This is a genomic window from Vreelandella titanicae (assembly GCF_014697095.1).
GTDB classification, from domain to species: domain Bacteria; phylum Pseudomonadota; class Gammaproteobacteria; order Pseudomonadales; family Halomonadaceae; genus Vreelandella; species Vreelandella titanicae.
This window is the reverse complement of the sequence record NZ_CP059082.1, coordinates 862,075-880,394: the sequence shown is the minus strand read 5'-3', so window position 1 is coordinate 880,394 and position 18,320 is coordinate 862,075. Positions and strand designations below refer to the sequence as shown.

The 18,320-nt window shown below is 54.8% G+C and carries 13 protein-coding genes and 3 rRNA genes; 5 read left to right on the top strand and 11 right to left on the bottom strand.

Annotated features, from left to right (window positions below):
* Nucleotides 1-6: 6 nt before the first annotated feature.
* Nucleotides 7-1,032, bottom strand: coding sequence for an aspartate carbamoyltransferase (locus HZS52_RS04165; RefSeq protein ID WP_159177875.1), 1,026 nt, complete (start codon nt 1,030-1,032; stop codon nt 7-9).
* A gap of 568 nt (nt 1,033-1,600) precedes the next feature.
* On the opposite strand from HZS52_RS04165, the gene HZS52_RS04160 reads away from it, so the two are divergent.
* The 4 genes from HZS52_RS04160 (at nt 1,601) to HZS52_RS04145 (ending at nt 8,219) form a co-directional block, all read left to right on the top strand.
* Nucleotides 1,601-3,133, top strand: a 16S ribosomal RNA gene (locus tag HZS52_RS04160).
* 309 nt (nt 3,134-3,442) lie between these two features.
* Nucleotides 3,443-6,340: ribosomal RNA gene (locus HZS52_RS04155) — 23S ribosomal RNA — on the top strand.
* Between the two features lie 155 nt (nt 6,341-6,495).
* Nucleotides 6,496-6,611 (top strand): 5S ribosomal RNA (rrf, locus tag HZS52_RS04150).
* The 16S, 23S and 5S rRNA genes sit together here, the layout of an rRNA operon.
* 276 nt (nt 6,612-6,887) lie before the next feature.
* Nucleotides 6,888-8,219, top strand: a complete 1,332-nt coding sequence (locus HZS52_RS04145) for a deoxyguanosinetriphosphate triphosphohydrolase (protein WP_138801697.1) — start codon at nt 6,888-6,890, stop codon at nt 8,217-8,219.
* A gap of 11 nt (nt 8,220-8,230) precedes the next feature.
* Here HZS52_RS04145 and HZS52_RS04140 read toward each other — a convergent pair whose 3' ends face one another.
* The 3 genes from HZS52_RS04140 to HZS52_RS04130 form a co-directional block, all read right to left on the bottom strand.
* Complete coding sequence (locus HZS52_RS04140) at nt 8,231-9,139, bottom strand: nuclease-related domain-containing protein (protein WP_138801698.1); 909 nt, start codon at nt 9,137-9,139, stop codon at nt 8,231-8,233.
* 72 nt (nt 9,140-9,211) lie between these two features.
* Entirely contained in the window at nt 9,212-9,586 is a 375-nt protein-coding gene (locus tag HZS52_RS04135; RefSeq protein WP_027958965.1) for a translation initiation factor Sui1, read from the bottom strand.
* A 2-nt stretch (nt 9,587-9,588) separates the two neighbouring features.
* Entirely contained in the window at nt 9,589-10,287 is a 699-nt protein-coding gene (locus HZS52_RS04130) for an HAD family hydrolase (RefSeq protein WP_027958964.1), read from the bottom strand.
* A gap of 286 nt (nt 10,288-10,573) precedes the next feature.
* Here HZS52_RS04130 and HZS52_RS04125 point away from each other — a divergent pair, with 286 nt between their 5' ends.
* A complete protein-coding gene (locus HZS52_RS04125) occupies nt 10,574-11,005 on the top strand; it encodes a hypothetical protein (protein ID WP_138801699.1) in 432 nt (143 codons plus the stop codon).
* A gap of 16 nt (nt 11,006-11,021) precedes the next feature.
* Here HZS52_RS04125 and HZS52_RS04120 read toward each other — a convergent pair whose 3' ends face one another.
* From HZS52_RS04120 to tkt, 7 genes are all read right to left on the bottom strand, one after another.
* The gene (locus HZS52_RS04120; RefSeq protein ID WP_223828045.1) at nt 11,022-11,372 is read right to left on the bottom strand and encodes a hypothetical protein; all 351 of its coding nucleotides are present in this window, start codon (nt 11,370-11,372) and stop codon (nt 11,022-11,024) included.
* A 150-nt stretch (nt 11,373-11,522) separates the two neighbouring features.
* Nucleotides 11,523-12,587 (bottom strand): class II fructose-bisphosphate aldolase, encoded by a 1,065-nt coding sequence (gene fba, locus HZS52_RS04115; RefSeq protein ID WP_009288694.1) that lies wholly within the window; start codon nt 12,585-12,587, stop codon nt 11,523-11,525.
* 106 nt (nt 12,588-12,693) lie between these two features.
* Nucleotides 12,694-13,875: a phosphoglycerate kinase gene (locus HZS52_RS04110; RefSeq protein ID WP_041159554.1), complete on the bottom strand. Its 1,182-nt coding sequence runs from the start codon at nt 13,873-13,875 to the stop codon at nt 12,694-12,696.
* Nucleotides 13,876-13,935: 60 nt separating this feature from the next.
* A complete protein-coding gene (locus HZS52_RS04105) occupies nt 13,936-14,973 on the bottom strand; it encodes a type I glyceraldehyde-3-phosphate dehydrogenase (protein ID WP_190374190.1) in 1,038 nt (345 codons plus the stop codon).
* A 108-nt stretch (nt 14,974-15,081) separates the two neighbouring features.
* On the bottom strand, nt 15,082-15,807 hold the full coding sequence (locus tag HZS52_RS04100; protein ID WP_009288691.1) for an LrgB family protein: 726 nt from the start codon (nt 15,805-15,807) through the stop codon (nt 15,082-15,084).
* Nucleotides 15,797-16,150: a CidA/LrgA family protein gene (locus HZS52_RS04095; protein ID WP_159175972.1), complete on the bottom strand. Its 354-nt coding sequence runs from the start codon at nt 16,148-16,150 to the stop codon at nt 15,797-15,799. Before HZS52_RS04095 ends, HZS52_RS04100 begins: the two co-directional genes overlap by 11 nt.
* A 3-nt stretch (nt 16,151-16,153) precedes the next feature.
* Nucleotides 16,154-18,145, bottom strand: coding sequence for a transketolase (tkt, locus tag HZS52_RS04090; RefSeq protein WP_190374189.1), 1,992 nt, complete (start codon nt 18,143-18,145; stop codon nt 16,154-16,156).
* Nucleotides 18,146-18,320 lie beyond the last annotated feature (175 nt).

Genomic DNA, 18,320 nt, shown 5'->3' with positions numbered 1-18,320 from the left:
TGAGCTTTAACGATCCAGCGTGCCCGTTTGGCTTGGAACGTACCAGCGCACAGGGCGCAAATCTTGCTCGATCAATTTGTCGACATCTAACAACGTTGCGAAAATCGCCATCCGCATAGGAATGCCGTTATCGGTTTGTCGGAAAATCGCCAGACGTGGGTCGCCATTAAGATCCACATTTAAATCATTCGCGCCGGGTCGGCTATCTCTCGGCAGCGGGTGCATCACAATCGTGCTTTGACTGCAGCGGTGATCCAAGAAGTCGCGATTGACCATAAAGTCATCGGATAACCCCTGAAAGCTCTCATTCATTTCGTCGGTGAAGCGCTCTTTTTGGATGCGCGTGGTGTACACCACATCTAAATCTGCAAAGTCGGTGGCCAGTGAGTCGCGCTGCTCAATGCGGTGACCGCGAGACGCCACTAAGTCAATGAGCTTGGAAGGCATCTCAAGACCCGGCGGTGATACCAGGGTAATACGCAGCGGGTCATAGAGTGACAGGAGCTTAATCAGTGAATGGACAGTACGGCCGAATTTTAAATCGCCAGTGAGAAGAATGTGGGCGCCACTGAGTGATTTGCCCAGTCGCTGAAACTCCTTATCAATGGTATAGAGGTCAAGCAGCGCTTGGCTGGGATGCTCCCCTGGGCCATCGCCGCCATTAATTACCGGCACATTGGTCGCCGCGGCAAACTCAGCCACCGAGCCCTGGTCGGGGTGACGCATTACAATCGCATCACAATAACCGCTCATTACCCGGCTGGTATCGTATAGCGATTCTCCCTTGGCCATAGAGGAAAAGGTAAAGCCGGTGGTATCGCACACGCTGCCGCCTAAGCGGCAGAAAGCGGCATTGAAACTCACCCTTGTCCTGGTGCTTGCTTCAAAAAAAAGATTACCCAGTACTGCTCCTTCTAACACCCGCGTTACTTGGCGCCGCTGAGCAATCGGCTCCATGCGTGCAGCCACACGCAGTAAATGATCAACGCTTTCGCGGTTTAATGAGTCGACAGTTAGCAGGTGGTGGCTCATGGCGGACCTCAGTAAGGTGGTAGATAGCGCTAGTGTAACCGCCAATGAGGGTAGTGCCGAAGGGCTTTCATTCACGCATGGCGGACAATCTGTAATTTTTCTACAAAACCGCTTGCCAACCCGGCAGCGAATCCGTAAAGTACGCATCCGCTGCCGGGGACGCCAAGCGTTACCAGCGGTGAATGAAGGTGAAAACTTTCGGTTTGTCAGGAGGTTAGAGCAGGTTGTATCGCTCGCCTCGCTCGCTAAAAAAACAGCGATTGACAAACACCAGGAAATGCGTAGAATACGCCTTCCTCGCTGAGGCAAGCCAAGTCAACGGCAGCCCGGTTGCTTTCACAGCAACCTAACAGCGAAACAGCTCTTTAACAATTTGATCAGGTAATTCATGTGGGCGCTTGCTGATGTTGGTGACAAATCACCCAATATCAAGGCAAGCGACTCAAGCAATAAGGTTTTAAAGGATTCGTCCTTTGGGATCTGTTTTGAATGAATTCGTTTGAACCTTGAGCCAAGTTTGATCCGCTTTTGTTGCCTTCGGGTGACATGTAAGGATCACATAGATCTTAAACTGAAGAGTTTGATCATGGCTCAGATTGAACGCTGGCGGCAGGCCTAACACATGCAAGTCGAGCGGTAACAGGGGTAGCTTGCTACCCGCTGACGAGCGGCGGACGGGTGAGTAATGCATAGGAATCTGCCCGATAGTGGGGGATAACCTGGGGAAACCCAGGCTAATACCGCATACGTCCTACGGGAGAAAGGGGGCTTCGGCTCCCGCTATTGGATGAGCCTATGTCGGATTAGCTAGTTGGTGAGGTAATGGCTCACCAAGGCAACGATCCGTAGCTGGTCTGAGAGGATGATCAGCCACATCGGGACTGAGACACGGCCCGAACTCCTACGGGAGGCAGCAGTGGGGAATATTGGACAATGGGGGCAACCCTGATCCAGCCATGCCGCGTGTGTGAAGAAGGCCCTCGGGTTGTAAAGCACTTTCAGCGAGGAAGAACGCCTATCGGTTAATACCCGGTAGGAAAGACATCACTCGCAGAAGAAGCACCGGCTAACTCCGTGCCAGCAGCCGCGGTAATACGGAGGGTGCAAGCGTTAATCGGAATTACTGGGCGTAAAGCGCGCGTAGGTGGCTTGATAAGCCGGTTGTGAAAGCCCCGGGCTCAACCTGGGAACGGCATCCGGAACTGTCAGGCTAGAGTGCAGGAGAGGAAGGTAGAATTCCCGGTGTAGCGGTGAAATGCGTAGAGATCGGGAGGAATACCAGTGGCGAAGGCGGCCTTCTGGACTGACACTGACACTGAGGTGCGAAAGCGTGGGTAGCAAACAGGATTAGATACCCTGGTAGTCCACGCCGTAAACGATGTCGACCAGCCGTTGGGTGCCTAGAGCACTTTGTGGCGAAGTTAACGCGATAAGTCGACCGCCTGGGGAGTACGGCCGCAAGGTTAAAACTCAAATGAATTGACGGGGGCCCGCACAAGCGGTGGAGCATGTGGTTTAATTCGATGCAACGCGAAGAACCTTACCTACCCTTGACATCTACAGAAGCCGGAAGAGATTCTGGTGTGCCTTCGGGAACTGTAAGACAGGTGCTGCATGGCTGTCGTCAGCTCGTGTTGTGAAATGTTGGGTTAAGTCCCGTAACGAGCGCAACCCTTGTCCTTATTTGCCAGCGAGTAATGTCGGGAACTCTAAGGAGACTGCCGGTGACAAACCGGAGGAAGGTGGGGACGACGTCAAGTCATCATGGCCCTTACGGGTAGGGCTACACACGTGCTACAATGGCCGGTACAAAGGGCTGCGAGCTCGCGAGAGTCAGCGAATCCCTTAAAGCCGGTCTCAGTCCGGATCGGAGTCTGCAACTCGACTCCGTGAAGTCGGAATCGCTAGTAATCGTGAATCAGAATGTCACGGTGAATACGTTCCCGGGCCTTGTACACACCGCCCGTCACACCATGGGAGTGGACTGCACCAGAAGTGGTTAGCCTAACGCAAGAGGGCGATCACCACGGTGTGGTTCATGACTGGGGTGAAGTCGTAACAAGGTAGCCGTAGGGGAACCTGCGGCTGGATCACCTCCTTAAACGATGCGTCACAGTCGGTAAGCGTCCACAATGAATTACCTGATCAGAATACTGTTGATACGCAGTGATAAGTGGCTCTGTTTTTTTCACGTTAAAAAGAAAAAATAGCTTTTAAGGTCTTAAAGGTCTTTTTCTTTTTTAATATGAAAGAACGCTTATCACTGCTTATAGCAGTCGCTCTTTAACAATGTATATCATGCTGACAAGAACACTTCGTAAGAAGTGGTCTTAAATTGTGATACGTCTCAAGCGTATCCGGCAAAATGAAACGTGATCATTGCGAGATGCCAGACTCCTTCGGGTTATAGGGTCAAGCAATGAAGCGCACACGGTGGATGCCTAGGCAGCCAGAGGCGATGAAAGACGTGGTAGCCTGCGATAAGGCTCGGTGAGGTGGCAACAACCTGTGACCCGGGCATTTCTGAATGGGGAAACCCACTCATCACAAGATGAGTATCGTGCACTGAATACATAGGTGTACGAGGCGAACCAGGGGAACTGAAACATCTAAGTACCCTGAGGAAAAGAAATCAACCGAGATTCCCCTAGTAGCGGCGAGCGAACGGGGACCAGCCCTTAAGCATGAGACTGATTAGGCGAACACGCTGGGAAGCGTGGCCGTAGCGGGTGATAGCCCCGTAGTCGAAAATCTGATCATGTGAAATCGAGTAGGTCGGGGCACGAGAAACCTTGACTGAAGACGGGGGGACCATCCTCCAAGGCTAAATACTCCTGGCTGACCGATAGTGAACCAGTACCGTGAGGGAAAGGCGAAAAGAACCCCGGAGAGGGGAGTGAAATAGATCCTGAAACCGTGTGCGTACAAGCAGTAGGAGCAGACTTGTTCTGTGACTGCGTACCTTTTGTATAATGGGTCAGCGACTTATATTCAGTGGCGAGGTTAACCGTATAGGGGAGCCGTAGGGAAACCGAGTCTTAACTGGGCGACACAGTCGCTGGATATAGACCCGAAACCGAGCGATCTATCCATGAGCAGGGTGAAGATTGAGTAACATCAATTGGAGGCCCGAACCAGGATCTGTTGAAAAAGATTTGGATGACTTGTGGATCGGAGTGAAAGGCTAATCAAGCTCGGAGATAGCTGGTTCTCCTCGAAAGCTATTTAGGTAGCGCCTCACGTAGTACCGCCGGGGGTAGAGCACTGTTTCGGCTAGGGGGTCATCCCGACTTACCAACCCGAGGCAAACTCCGAATACCGGTGAGTAGAGCGTGGGAGACACACGGCGGGTGCTAACGTCCGTCGTGAAAAGGGAAACAACCCAGACCGTCAGCTAAGGTCCCGAAATCCTGGTTAAGTGGGAAACGATGTGGGAAGGCTCAGACAGCTAGGAGGTTGGCTTAGAAGCAGCCATCCTTTAAAGAAAGCGTAATAGCTCACTAGTCGAGTCGGCCTGCGCGGAAGATGTAACGGGGCTAAACCAGGTACCGAAGCTACGGGTGAGTTTCTATTTCGATAGGAATTCGCGGTAGAGGAGCGTCGTGTAAGCCAATGAAGGTGAATTGAGAAGTTCGCTGGAGGTATCACGAGTGCGAATGCTGACATGAGTAACGATAAAGGGAGTGAAAAACTCCCTCGCCGGAAGACCAAGGGTTTCTGTTCGACGCTAATCGGAGCAGAGTGAGTCGGCCCCTAAGGCGAGGCCGAAAGGCGTAGTCGATGGGAAACGGGTCAATATTCCCGTACCGGACATGGTTGCGATGGGGGGACGAAGAAGGCTAGGTGAGCCAGGCGTTGGTAGTCCTGGTGAAAGTGAGTAGGCCGAGACCTTAGGTAAATCCGGGGTCTTAAAGCCGAGACACGAGACGAACTGACCACGGTCAGGAAGTCACTGATGCCACGCTTCCAGGAAAAGCCTCTAAGCTTCAGATCATGTGCGACCGTACCCCAAACCGACACAGGTGGTCAGGGTGAGAATCCCAAGGCGCTTGAGAGAACTCGGGTGAAGGAACTAGGCAAAATGGTGCCGTAACTTCGGGAGAAGGCACGCCGGCGTAGGGTGAAGAGACTTGCTCTCCTAGCCCGAACCGGTCGAAGATACCAGGTGGCTGCAACTGTTTATTAAAAACACAGCACTCTGCTAACGCGCAAGCGGACGTATAGGGTGTGACGCCTGCCCGGTGCCGGAAGGTTAAATGATGGTGTTAGCCGCAAGGCGAAGCTCTTGATTGAAGCCCCGGTAAACGGCGGCCGTAACTATAACGGTCCTAAGGTAGCGAAATTCCTTGTCGGGTAAGTTCCGACCTGCACGAATGGCGTAATGATGGCCACGCTGTCTCCACCCGAGACTCAGTGAAATTGAAATCGCCGTGAAGATGCGGTGTACCCGCGGCTAGACGGAAAGACCCCGTGAACCTTTACTATAGCTTCACACTGGACGCTGATGTTGCCTGTGTAGGATAGCTGGGAGGCTTAGAACTCTGGACGCCAGTTCGGAGGGAGCCAACCTTGAAATACCAGCCTGGCATCATTGGCGTTCTCACTCAGGTCCGTTATCCGGATCGAGGACAGTGTGTGGTGGGTAGTTTGACTGGGGCGGTCTCCTCCTAAAGAGTAACGGAGGAGCACGAAGGTACCCTCAGCACGGTCGGACATCGTGCAATGAGTGCAAGAGCATAAGGGTGCTTGACTGCGAGACAGACACGTCGAGCAGGTGCGAAAGCAGGTTCTAGTGATCCGGTGGTTCTGTATGGAAGGGCCATCGCTCAACGGATAAAAGGTACTCCGGGGATAACAGGCTGATACCGCCCAAGAGTTCACATCGACGGCGGTGTTTGGCACCTCGATGTCGGCTCATCACATCCTGGGGCTGAAGTCGGTCCCAAGGGTATGGCTGTTCGCCATTTAAAGTGGTACGCGAGCTGGGTTTAGAACGTCGTGAGACAGTTCGGTCCCTATCTGCCGTGGGCGTTGGATGTTTGAGAAGGGCTGCTCCTAGTACGAGAGGACCGGAGTGGACGACCCTCTGGTGTTCCGGTTGTCACGCCAGTGGCATTGCCGGGTAGCTATGGTCGGACGGGATAACCGCTGAAAGCATCTAAGCGGGAAGCCCCCTTCAAGATGAGACATCCCTGAGGCCTAGAGCCTCCTGAAGGGCCCAGCGAGACCAGCTGGTTGATAGGCACGGTGTGGAAGCGCTGCAAGGCGTTGAGCTAACGTGTACTAATGGCCCGTGAGGCTTGACCCTATAACACCCAAGGGGTCTGGTCGCGATGATGACGTCAATGAAAACCGGATACGCAGCGTGTGGCCCAAGCGACATAACGCCAGGGCGACAGGCGATGAGACGCACACAATTAGCAAGCAACGCTAGAGTCAGCATGATGTACATTAACAGTTACGCCTGACGACCATAGCACGCGTGAACCACCTGATCCCTTGCCGAACTCAGAAGTGAAACCGCTTAGCGCCGATGGTAGTGTGGGGTCTCCCCATGCGAGAGTAGGTCATCGTCAGGCACTTATTTGAAAAAATCCCCCAGGGCTGATGCCCTGGGGGATTTTTTTTGCGTGAGGGGTAAATAGTGAGGAGTGAGTAGAAAACGTTGGCGAATGGCTATCTCCCGAATATCCTGTTCCGCCTCACGCCTCACGCCTCACGCCTCACGCCTCACGCCTCACGCCTCACGCCTCACGCCTCACGCCTCACGCCTCACGCCTCACGCCTCACACCTCACACTAACGTGCGGTTTTCCGGCGTTTTATGTCAGAATGCACTCCTCAGGAGGAATGCCCATGACTCAGATGCGCTGGGAACAGTTACTTTCCCCACGACGTCTTCACGATCAACGCTCAACAAGTACCCGTGAAATCGGTCGTAGCCCGTTTCATAAAGATCACGACCGTATTGTTTTCTCAGGTTCATTTAGACGCCTAGGGCGCAAGACCCAGGTGCATCCGCTAACCGAAAACGATCATATTCATACGCGCCTAACTCACTCGCTGGAGGTTGGCTGTGTAGGCCGCTCCTTGGGCATGATTGTGGGGGAGTTGCTGCGCGATCGCCTGCCTGAATGGATTACGCCTGCTGACCTTGGCGTCATTGTCCAAACAGCGTGCCTGGGACATGACATCGGGAATCCCCCTTTTGGCCATGCGGGAGAGTATGCAATCCGTGATTGGTTTCAGCGCGCTCAAAGCAGTGGCCTGTTAGAAGGCCTTTCAAACGCTGAGCGCGAAGATCTGTTGACCTATGAAGGCAACGCCCAGGGTTTTCGGGTGATTACCCAGATCGAATATAACCAGTTTAATGGCGGTATGCGGCTTTCTGCGGCCACCTTGGGTGCATTGCTTAAATACCCTTGGACGGTTCGTTATGGTGGTCGAGCGGGCAAGTTTGGCGCCTATCAGTCAGAGCAGGTGCTGCTCAAAGAGGTGGCTGAAGCGGTAGGGTTGTTGCCCCAAGGCGAGCAGCGCTGGTGTCGCCATCCACTGGCGTGGCTGGTCGAGGCGGCAGATGATATCTGCTATGCCCTGTTGGATCTGGAAGATGGTTTGGAGATGGGCATCTTGCGCTATGAAGAGGTTGTCGAAATACTGCGCCAAATTGCCGGAGAGTTTCCGCCCGAGTATGCCGAAATGCAAGATCGTAATGTGTCACAGCGGCGCCGCATTGCACTGCTGCGAGGAGCTGCGATGGAGCGCGCGGTCAATGATGTTGGCACGGTGTTTGTGCAGCACGAGCAGGCCCTGCTGAGCGGCACACTCAGTGAGGATCTGTTGGAGCTGTGCCACCCTGACCTGGGATGGGGTGTTCAAGCGGCGAAGCAGTTGGCTCGAGAGCGCATTTTCCAGAATGAGCGTAAGGCGAAGCTCGAGATTGGCGCCTATACGACACTGGGTATCCTGTTGGAAGCCTTTATTGGCGCTGCACACGAGCTTCACCACACAGGGCACTCATCGTTTAAACACCAGCGTGTACTGGCCCTGATAGGTGAAAACACGCCCCTGCCATCTTGGTCACTCTACGATAGCTATCGGCGAATGCTGGACTTTATCGGTGGGATGACAGACCACTACGCGGTGGATCTAGCCCAGGAGATGGGCGGCCGACTGCGCGGTGATTGAGTACTGTTTAATTAAACCGAAGGTTGGCTCAGGTGCTTCAACTCCATCAACTGAGCGCGCTCAAGAAGCACATTAATGACCTTGTCATGGATGGCATCGTTGAGTGGGCCTGGGGTCAGCTCGGTCAGCTGCTTAGCAAGCGTGTCCCCGCTGACCACTAAAATATCAGGAGCGGCTTCGCTGTTATCTATTTTCCAACCCGGCAGCACCAATACGCCCCGTACCGGGACGGGCACGCCACAGCGCCGCTCTAACCAGTGAGTCAGCCAGTTAACCCCTTGGCGAGTTTTATGCAGTGGCCGACGTTCTTGCCCATGGGGAAAGCGCAACCGCTCGCGTTCCACCGCGACTGTATTGAGCTCATTGCCATCGGTGCCGATAGCGAGTGTTCTTGCCCGTGTCTCAACCACAAATACGCCATGGGGCGTTACTACGACGTGATCGATCGTGAAGCTATCGGTAGGCACATCGTGGAATACATAGTAAGGGTGTGCATCAGGGCGGACTAAGCGCTCCAGCTCTTGGCCAACGGCGAGCTCACAGGCTAAGCCTAACTTTAGCCGTCGGATACGCTGATAGTCGCGTACCAGCAATAATGAAAAAGTCAGTACCAGCAACGTACTAAGCAGCCCATACAGCGCCCACTCAACCCAGTCCTGCTTATCCACAAACAACATACGGCCCATTCCGTAAACTAGCGGAGCGAGGCTGATAATGGGCCCTAATGCACCATTTAAAAAAAGGCTGGAAAACGCTTGGTCAAGGCGGTGCCGTAGCGCTTGACCCGGCTCATGAAGGGGGGCGTTGAATGGAGAGTGAACGCGAGCATCGTGCAGGCTGCGCAGCGCGAGGACAATACTGGCCATTGCCGCCATGGGGAATAAAAAAATCAGGGGTAGCACGTATTCCAGCCAAGCCATTGCAGTGCCTTGCTCTATAGTGACTTACCCGATGGTAAGCCCCGATGGAAAGTTATAGTGGCGTAGAGGAGGCTAACCCCCAGCGAGTTTAACTTGGTAGCCAAGGGCGCTTAACTCCTGACGCAGGGTGTCGCGGTGGTCGCCTTGAATTTCAATAATACCCTCTTTAACTGCCCCACCCGTTCCACACCGCTTTTTAAGCGTTTTAGCTAACGTTTTAAGCTCTTCGCCAGGCAGAGGAATGCCACTGACGGTGGTCACGCCTTTACCTTTACGGCCACTCGTTTCGCGGCGAATGCGTACTACGCCATCAAGCGCCGCCAGCCGCTGCTGTTCGCTCAGATCATCGCAGTGGCAGTCATTGAGTGGCTCGCGGCAAGTGGGGCAGGTTTTGCCATGTTCGGTGGAATAAACCAGCCCACCGAGCTGGTCTCGTAAAGAGGCCATTTTTATCCTCCAATTGAGTGTTGGGGCACAGGGGTTTGCCAATACTCACGGGTGAGTCGCTCCACTACAGCGGGTAGCTGATACATATTACTGATCATGATAGCGTTTTCAGGCGTTGTCTCGGCATCCGGGAAACGGTTTAAGTGGATCACCGTCATTCCCGCCTGAAGCGCCGCGCGTACGCCTACTAAGGCATCGTCTATGGCAATGCAGTCATGCGCTGAATAGCCCATGATACTCGCTGCGTGTAGATGTAAACAGGGTTCGGGCTTCCAGCAATTAGCGGTATAGCCACTGAAAAAACGTTTACCGAAGTAGTGGCTGAGCCCTGTCGCTTCTAAAGCCGTATGAATTTTGCTTTCAGGCCCATTAGAAACCACTGCACTGGGATAAGCCGCCAGAGTATCCAGCGCTTCTTGGGCGCCGGGGATGGTGGTCAGCTCTTGGGCAAGCCGGGTGGCTAGATTGGCTCGCATAGAGACTTCCATGCGGTCAAGCTGGTCAGGGTCAACGTTACCGTAGCGTTGTTGCAGTTCAGCAACGATGCGTCGAAAGCGCGCTCCACGAAATTCGCCAAGATAATCAGTAGACGCGAAAGGCAGGCCTACTGAATTGAGCCCGGCAGCCATCTCTTCAGCCAGTAGCGGCTCGCTATCGACAAGAGTGCCATCACAGTCAAACAGCAAAAGTGGGAGCGGCATTGTGGTTCCTTGCAGCGGCTTATGCACTGCCAGTGTTAGTTGAAGCCATCCATACTGCTATTGAACGGGATTTTACGTCATTTGTGAACACTGTTTTGTTATTTTTTGCTTGCCTGAACGTGACTCTTGAGCCAGCTTAAATGGCTACACTCATTTTGCTGGCTACTGTTGTAGGCCATCTAGCGTCAGCAGACGCAGTAGTACAAGCGATGGAAATGCCTCAGCTGCGCTGAAGAGATAGTGGGGATGCACTATTCTTTCATAATCACAACATGGAGAATGCCTAATGCGATTAACCCCTTGGTTTCTACCCTTTGCACTTAGCGCTGCCTTATTAACGACCACTGGCTATGTGTTTGCTGATAATCATGCGTCTGAGGGTGAACAGCACGAACCTCTGGATGATGAAACGCTTGAAGAGGAGTACGGCATTAAAGCGGGATCAGTAAAGCGTGATGAAGGTGAAGGCGCTTCTTCTAGCGATTCCGAAGGCGCTGATGAGCAGGCACGCGTCCGTGAAGAAGAAGAGGAGGAAGAGAAAAACGAAGAAGTAGCCACTAGCGAGGGCGAGGCTGACGTCGAGTTAGAATCTGGTGAGAGTGAAGAGCGAAACCCAGAGGCGGGCACGGGCGGCACTGGTAGTCCCGACGATGCTATTCACAGTAGCGAAGAAGAGAATAGCGAAGATGACGAGGATGACACCGACGATAATGAATAACGTCAGTGCCTAAGCGTTACTGGGCGAGTCGGCGCGAGTTAGCGCTACTACGCTGATGGTAAGGCTTCATTGTGCGCTGGCTGGTCACCCACCAGGGAGCCTGCTTGCCGCTCATTGAGTTGAGCAGCGCTTTTTGCATGACGAGGCCAGCTTCCATGCTGGCCTCGAGTTTTTCGGTGACCATACGTTGATTTTCTTGCATCATTTTGGGGCTGAAAAACGGCTGTGTTTGCCATAAATGATTTCGCATAGTGATCGTCGACAAAGACGTCGACCATAGCTCAAAGGCCATGATACCGACTTTCCATATATCGAACATCGCTACCGGGGGAGTGGGCATTAGGGGAAGGGAAGTTGTGGGTTTCATCAGCGTTGTGGCCTCCTTGCTGGAACACGAGACATCGTGACCTCATCTCCAGTGTTAGCGCATCTATGCTGCATTGCAATATCTATTTAATTAGCCACAAAAAAAGACGACCGGTTGGTCGTCTTTTTCGAAAGTGGGCCAATTACAAGCTTATTTTACCTTGGGAGCCAGTTCGCCGCGCTCATAGCGCAGGAACATCTCTTCCAAGCTGATCGGCTTAATCTTACTGGCATTGCCGGCCGTACCAAAGGCTTCGTAGCGGGCGATACATAGATCGCGCATCGCGGTAACGGTCTCTTTCAAGAACTTACGTGGGTCGAATTCTGACGGGTTCTCAGCCAGGAAGCGACGCACGGCACCGGTAGACGCCAAGCGTAGGTCGGTGTCGATGTTGACCTTACGCACGCCGTGCTTAATGCCCTCAACGATCTCTTCGACTGGCACGCCGTACGTTTCGGGGATCTCACCGCCGTGCTGGTTAATCACTTCCAGCCACTCCTGGGGAACAGAAGAAGAGCCGTGCATGACCAGATGGGTGTCCGGAATTCGCGCGTGGATCTCTTTAATACGCTGGATAGAGAGCGTGTCACCGGTAGGCGGCTTAGTGAACTTGTAAGCGCCGTGGCTGGTGCCAATGGCAATCGCCAGTGCGTCCACATGGGTCGCTTTCACAAACTCTGCGGCTTCTTCTGGGTCGGTAAGCAGTTGCTCCATATCCAGCTTGCCTTCCGCGCCAATACCGTCTTCTTCACCGGCCATGCCGGTTTCCAGGCTGCCCAGGCAGCCCAACTCGCCTTCGACGGAAACGCCACAGGCGTGAGCCATTTCCACCGCGCGGCGGGTAACATTGACGTTATAGTCGTAGTCGGTGGGCGTTTTACCATCTTCACCCAGCGAGCCATCCATCATCACCGAGGAGAAGCCGAGCTGAATAGAACGCTGGCAGACCGCAGGGCTGGTGCCGTGATCCTGGTGCATGACCACAGGGATATGCGGAAACTCTTCGACGGCCGCCAAAATCAGATGGCGCAGGAAGGGCGCACCCGCGTACTTGCGTGCACCGGCAGATGCTTGCACGATGACCGGCGAATCGGTGGCATCAGCGGCTTCCATAATGGCGCGCATCTGCTCAAGGTTGTTGACGTTGAACGCCGGAATGCCGTAACCATATTCGGCGGCGTGGTCGAGCATCTGGCGCATGCTGATCAAAGCCATGAAGTTACCTTATCTATGTTGTAAAGACTGGGTTGTCAAAATTGGGTTTAAAGACTGAGCTACCAGTTTGAACGATGGTGAGTGTTTAGATTCAAGTCGTGTAATGTTAACCGCGTTTGGCGGCGGCTTCGAGTGCAGCAACGGCAGGCAACTGCTTGCCTTCGACATACTCAAGAAAGGCGCCGCCACCGGTTGAAATGTACGAAACGCGATCCGCAATAGCATATTTATCAATGGCCGCTAAGGTATCGCCGCCACCGGCAATAGAGAAACCTGCGCTATCAGCGATAGCCTGGGCGATTACCTGGGTACCTTTACCGAATTGATCGATTTCAAAGACGCCGACAGGCCCATTCCATAAAATAGTGCCAGCATCCTTAAGCATGCTGGCCAAATGTGCAGCGGTGTCTGGGCCAATATCCAGAATCATCTCGTTATCAGCCACCTGGTCGACCGGCTTGACAACGGCCTTGGCCGACTCAGAAAACTCGGTGGCAACGACAACATCGGTAGGAAGTGGAATCGAGACCTTCTCCATCAGTGCTTTGGCTTGGCCCACCAAATCAGCCTCATGGAGTGATTTACCGACATTGTACCCCGCGGCGGCAATAAAGGTGTTGGCGATGCCGCCGCCGACAATCAGTTGATCACATTTATCAGCCAGCGCGGTGAGGACATCCAGCTTGGTAGAGACCTTCGAGCCGCCGACGATGGCTGCCATGGGCCGAGCCGGGTGTGCCAGCGCTTTCTCAAGTGCATCGAGTTCCTGGGCAAGCAAAGGGCCAGCGCAGGCGCTAGGGGCAAAACGCGCCACGCCATGGGTAGAGGCTTGGGCACGGTGGGCGGTGCCAAAAGCGTCCATCACAAAGATATCGCACAGCGCGGCGTACTGTTTCGCCAACTGCTCATCATCTTTTTTCTCGCCGCTGTTAAAGCGCACGTTCTCTAGCAGTACGACGTCGCCATTGGCGAGATCCAGCGTTTCGCCGACCGTTTCACCGAGATAGGCTTTGATCAGCGGCACTGGGCGGCCTAACAGTTCACCCAAGTGCTCAGCCACCGGCGCGAGGGAAAACTCCTCAGCGGGTTCACCTTCGGTGGGGCGCCCTAAATGGCTCATCAACATCACCTTCGCCCCAGCCTTTGCGGCGGCTTGAATGGTCGGCAGTGCGGCGCGCAGGCGGGCATCGCTGGAGACGCGGCCATGTTTGATGGGCACATTCAAATCTTCACGAATCAGCACGCGTTGTCCTTCCAGGGGAAGGTCAGTCATCTTTTTTACATTCATGGAAGCGGTTTCCTCGTGTTTAGGCCGTGGAACTCAATATAAACAGTTAATGCAAATAGGTTACGTTTCTGTCGAAAGTCTGGCCAGTCGCTGGCTAATATCGAGCATACGGTTAGCGAACCCCCACTCATTGTCGAACCAGCACAGCAGTTTGATAAGGCGCTTGCCAGCCACTCGGGTTTGGGTAGCGTCCAGGATGCCTGAGCGAGGGTCGTGATTAAAATCAACCGACGCCATAGGCGCTTCAGTATAGCCAAGCACGCCCTTTAAGCGCTGCTGACTGGCGGCCAGCAGCAGGTTATTTACATCGTCGCGGTGAGTGTCGCGGCTGACGGTGAGTGCCACGTCCATGGCAGAGACATTGATAGTGGGAACACGTACGTGCAGGCACTCAAAGCGGTTCGCAAGATTGGGCATCAAGCGGCTAATACCCAGCGCCAAGCCGGTATCCACCGGCACAATGGAGTGCATTGCCGAGCGGGTCAGACGCAGGTCGGTCTGGTGGTAGGCATCGATCACCGGCTGGTCATTCATCGCCGAATGAATCGTCGTGGTGACACCGTGCTCAAGGCCGAGAGCTTCATCCAGAACGGTCAACAGCGGCACCAGGCAGTTGGTGGTGCACGAAGCGGCAGAGAGTATGCGCTGGGAAAGCGCCAGCTCACCTTCATTAATGCCCCACACAATGGTGGCATCGACATCATTTTCCGCTGGCTGGGAAAACAGCAGCCGCTTAGCGCCTGCCGCTAAGTGCAGCTCAGCGGTGGCACGATCTTTAAAGCTCCCGGAGCACTCCAGCACCAGATCCACATCAAGCGCCTTCCAGGGTAACTTGTGTGGATCTTGTTCGCAGAGTACCTGGATGCGCTGGCCGTTGACGATAAGGTACTGACCGTCGTTATCGACGTCACCGGGAAAGCGGCCATGGGTGGTGTCGTAACGGGTTAGATAGGTGATGGTCGCGAGATCAGAGAGTTCATTAATGGCGACCACTTCAAGTTCGGGATGTCGCCGCTCGACGAGCGCCCGCAACACGCATTGGCCAATGCGTCCGTAACCGTTAATGGCGATGCGATACTTGGGAGCAGAATTAGCCATGCAGAAGGGTGGCTCTTAAAAGTGAATCAACAATAATCGAAATAGGCTAGAACTCGTTGCGATGATAACGTATTTCAGCGGACGATTCTTATCAACTGCTGGTGCCTATCAGCTGCCCATGCTTATTAATCGCCAGGCGAGTGGCAGCAGCACTGCAGTGAAAATACCGGTAAGGCTCATGCCCAGTGATGCAAAAGCCCCAGCGGTGGGGCTGATCTCAAATGCTCTTACCGTGCCAATGGCATGGCCGTTAAGCCCCAAGGCGAAACCGATCAAGCGCTCATCGTCAATATGCAGCCAACGCGCAGCGAGGCTGACACAGGGAATCGTGATCACCCCGGTGACCAACAGCGCACCCAACAGCAGGGCTACCGTACCACCAAGCTGTTCCGTAATGCCGATAGCGATAGGCGCGGTTACCGATTTAGCGGCAATGGAAGCGAGTATGGTGTCCGAGCTGCCCAGTAACCAAGCAATTGCCAGTGAATAGCAAGCCGCCAGCGTTGCGGCGATGGGTAAACAAATCGCCAATGGTCGCCATAATTCAACAATCCGCGGCAACTGTTGATAAAGCGGCATACCCAGCGCCACCGTGGCTGGCCCCAATAGCACCGTTAGCCATGTGGCCCCCTGCTGATAGGTAGCGTAAGGCAGCCCTATCAGCGCTAACGCTCCCGCCAGTAGCAGCGCCGCGATCAAAATAGCGGGAAGCCAAGAAGGGCGCTTTAAACGCTGGAACAGAGCACTACCAAGCAAATAAGCGGCGAGCGTTAACCCCACCGCAAATAGCGGGGTGGTGGTTAATAGAGTGAGCAGCGGTGTATCAGCGGACATGCGGCTGCCCGATTAGTCGCTTGAGCAGCCACAGCGTGGTTATCACGCTGAGTAACGTACCCAACACCAAGGCAATAAGAATGGCACTCCACTGCCCGGCCAGTTCACCGATGATGAAAAACACACCCACAACGCCAGGCATAATCAGCATGGCGAGTAGCGCAATGAGTGGTTGGGCGGCAGCGGCAATGCTAGTAGGGACTCGGCCTCGAACGGCGAGCGTAGCGCAGAGCAGCAACATGCCGATCACGCCTGACGAGATCGGCAAAGCGGTGAAATGGATTACCACTTCACCGATAAGCCAGTAGCTAATCAGCCATAGAAAGCCACTGAGTGCTGGCATGGCTTAGCCGAGTAGTTCGTTGGCTTGCTTGACCACATTGTCGACGGTAAAGCCGAAGTGCTTGAACAGATCCCCCGCTGGTGCGGATTCACCGTAGGTGGTCATGCCGATCACGCGGCCGTCAAGACCCACATACTTGTACCAGTAGTCGGCATGGGCGGCTTCGATGGCGATACGCTTGGTGACCGCCTTAGGCAGTACGCTCTCACGGTACTCGGCATCCTGGCCGTTAAAGCGATAGGCCGAGGGCATGGAGACCACGCGTACCGCTTTGCCTTGCTGCTCGAGCTCGGCGGCGGCGTCCATGGCCAGGCCGACTTCAGAACCAGTGGCAATCAGAATCAACTCCGGCGTACCTGCGCTATCTTTCAGAACATACGCCCCGTTTTGAATCGCTGCCAACTGCGCCTTCGTGCGCTGCTGGTGAGGCAGGTTCTGGCGTGACAGTACGAGCGCCGTGGGGCCGGAGTGACGCTTAATCGCCGCATCCCAGGCGGCGGCGGTTTCGACCGCATCACAGGGGCGCCAGGTGTTTAGATTCGGCGTGGTGCGCAGGCTGGTGAGCTGCTCAATGGGCTGGTGAGTCGGGCCATCTTCACCCAGGCCGATGGAGTCGTGGGTAAACACGTAAATCACCTGTTGGCCCATCAGCGACGCCATGCGAATCGAGTTACGCATGTACTCCATAAAGATCAGGAAGGTTGCACCGTAAGGTACCAGACCGCCGTGCAGGGCGATGCCGTTCATGACCGCCCCCATGCCGAACTCACGCACACCGTAGTGCAGGTAGTTGCCGCTGGCGTCTTCCGGGGTGATCGCTTTGGCGCCTTTCCAGAAGGTCAGGTTAGACGGCGCCAGGTCGGCACTGCCACCCAGCAGTTCCGGCATTTGTGGGCCAATCACATTGAGTGCTTCGAACGAGGCTTTGCGTGACGCAATGGTCTCGCCACGCTCTTGGGCCTGCTCGATCAAGGCTTCGGTGGGCAGTTCCGCGGGTAACTGGCGCTTCATCCGGCGGGTGAACTCCCGCGCTTCCGTGGGGAAGGCTTCAGCATAGCGGGCAAACCGCGCGTCCCACGCCTGCTGAGCCGCTTTGCCCGCTTCACGGGCATCCCAGGCGGAGTAGATCGGCTCGGGAATATGGAAGGGCGCATGGGGCCAGTCGAGCTGAGTGCGTGCCAGGGCCACTTCGTCGTCGCCTAAGGGGGCGCCGTGGGCGTCTTCCTTGCCCTGCTTGTTGGGGGCACCAAAGCCAATGATGGTCTTGCAGATAATCAGGCTCGGCTTATCGTCGTGGCTCTTGGCCAGCTCAATAGCGGCTTTAACCTCTTCAGGCTTGTGGCCATCCACATTGGGCACCACGTGCCAGCCGTAAGCTTCAAAACGCTTGGCGGTATCGTCGGTAAACCAGCCTTCCACTTCGCCATCAATGGAGATGCCGTTATCGTCGTATACAGTGATCAGCTTACCCAACTGCTGGGTACCGGCCAGAGAGGCCGCTTCGTGGGAGATACCTTCCATTAAGCAGCCGTCACCTACAAAGCACCATGTGTGGTGATCGACGATGGTGTGGCCGGGGCGGTTAAATTGCGCCGCCAGGGTTTTTTCCGCGATGGCAAAACCCACGGCGTTAGCAAAGCCCTGACCCAGCGGGCCAGTGGTGGTCTCAATGCCCGGCGCGTAGCCGAATTCCGGGTGTCCGGCAGTAGGCGAGTGCAACTGGCGGAAATTCTGCAGCTGTTCCAGGCTCAGCTCGTAGCCGCTGAGGTGGAGCAGCGAGTAAAGCAGCATGGAGCCGTGGCCATTGGAGAGCACAAAGCGGTCGCGATCGGCCCACTTGGGGTCTTCGGGATTGTGCTTGAGGTAGTCATTCCATAGCACCTCGGCGATATCAGCCATACCCATGGGGGCGCCCGGGTGGCCGGATTTGGCCTTCTGAACGGCATCCATGGACAGGGCGCGAATGGCATTGGCTAGCTCAAAACGGGACGGCATGGGGGTGCTCCTCGCCTGAAAACAGAAATTATAAAGGCGCTATTGTCGCTGACTTCCCATGTTGCGGCAAATGTAGCGGCAAATTCTGGGGATCACGTTCTGGGAAGCATCGCCGACAGCGTGTAGACTCTGCCTCCCGACGCGGTAGAAAAGTAATGCTATCGCTTCACTAATA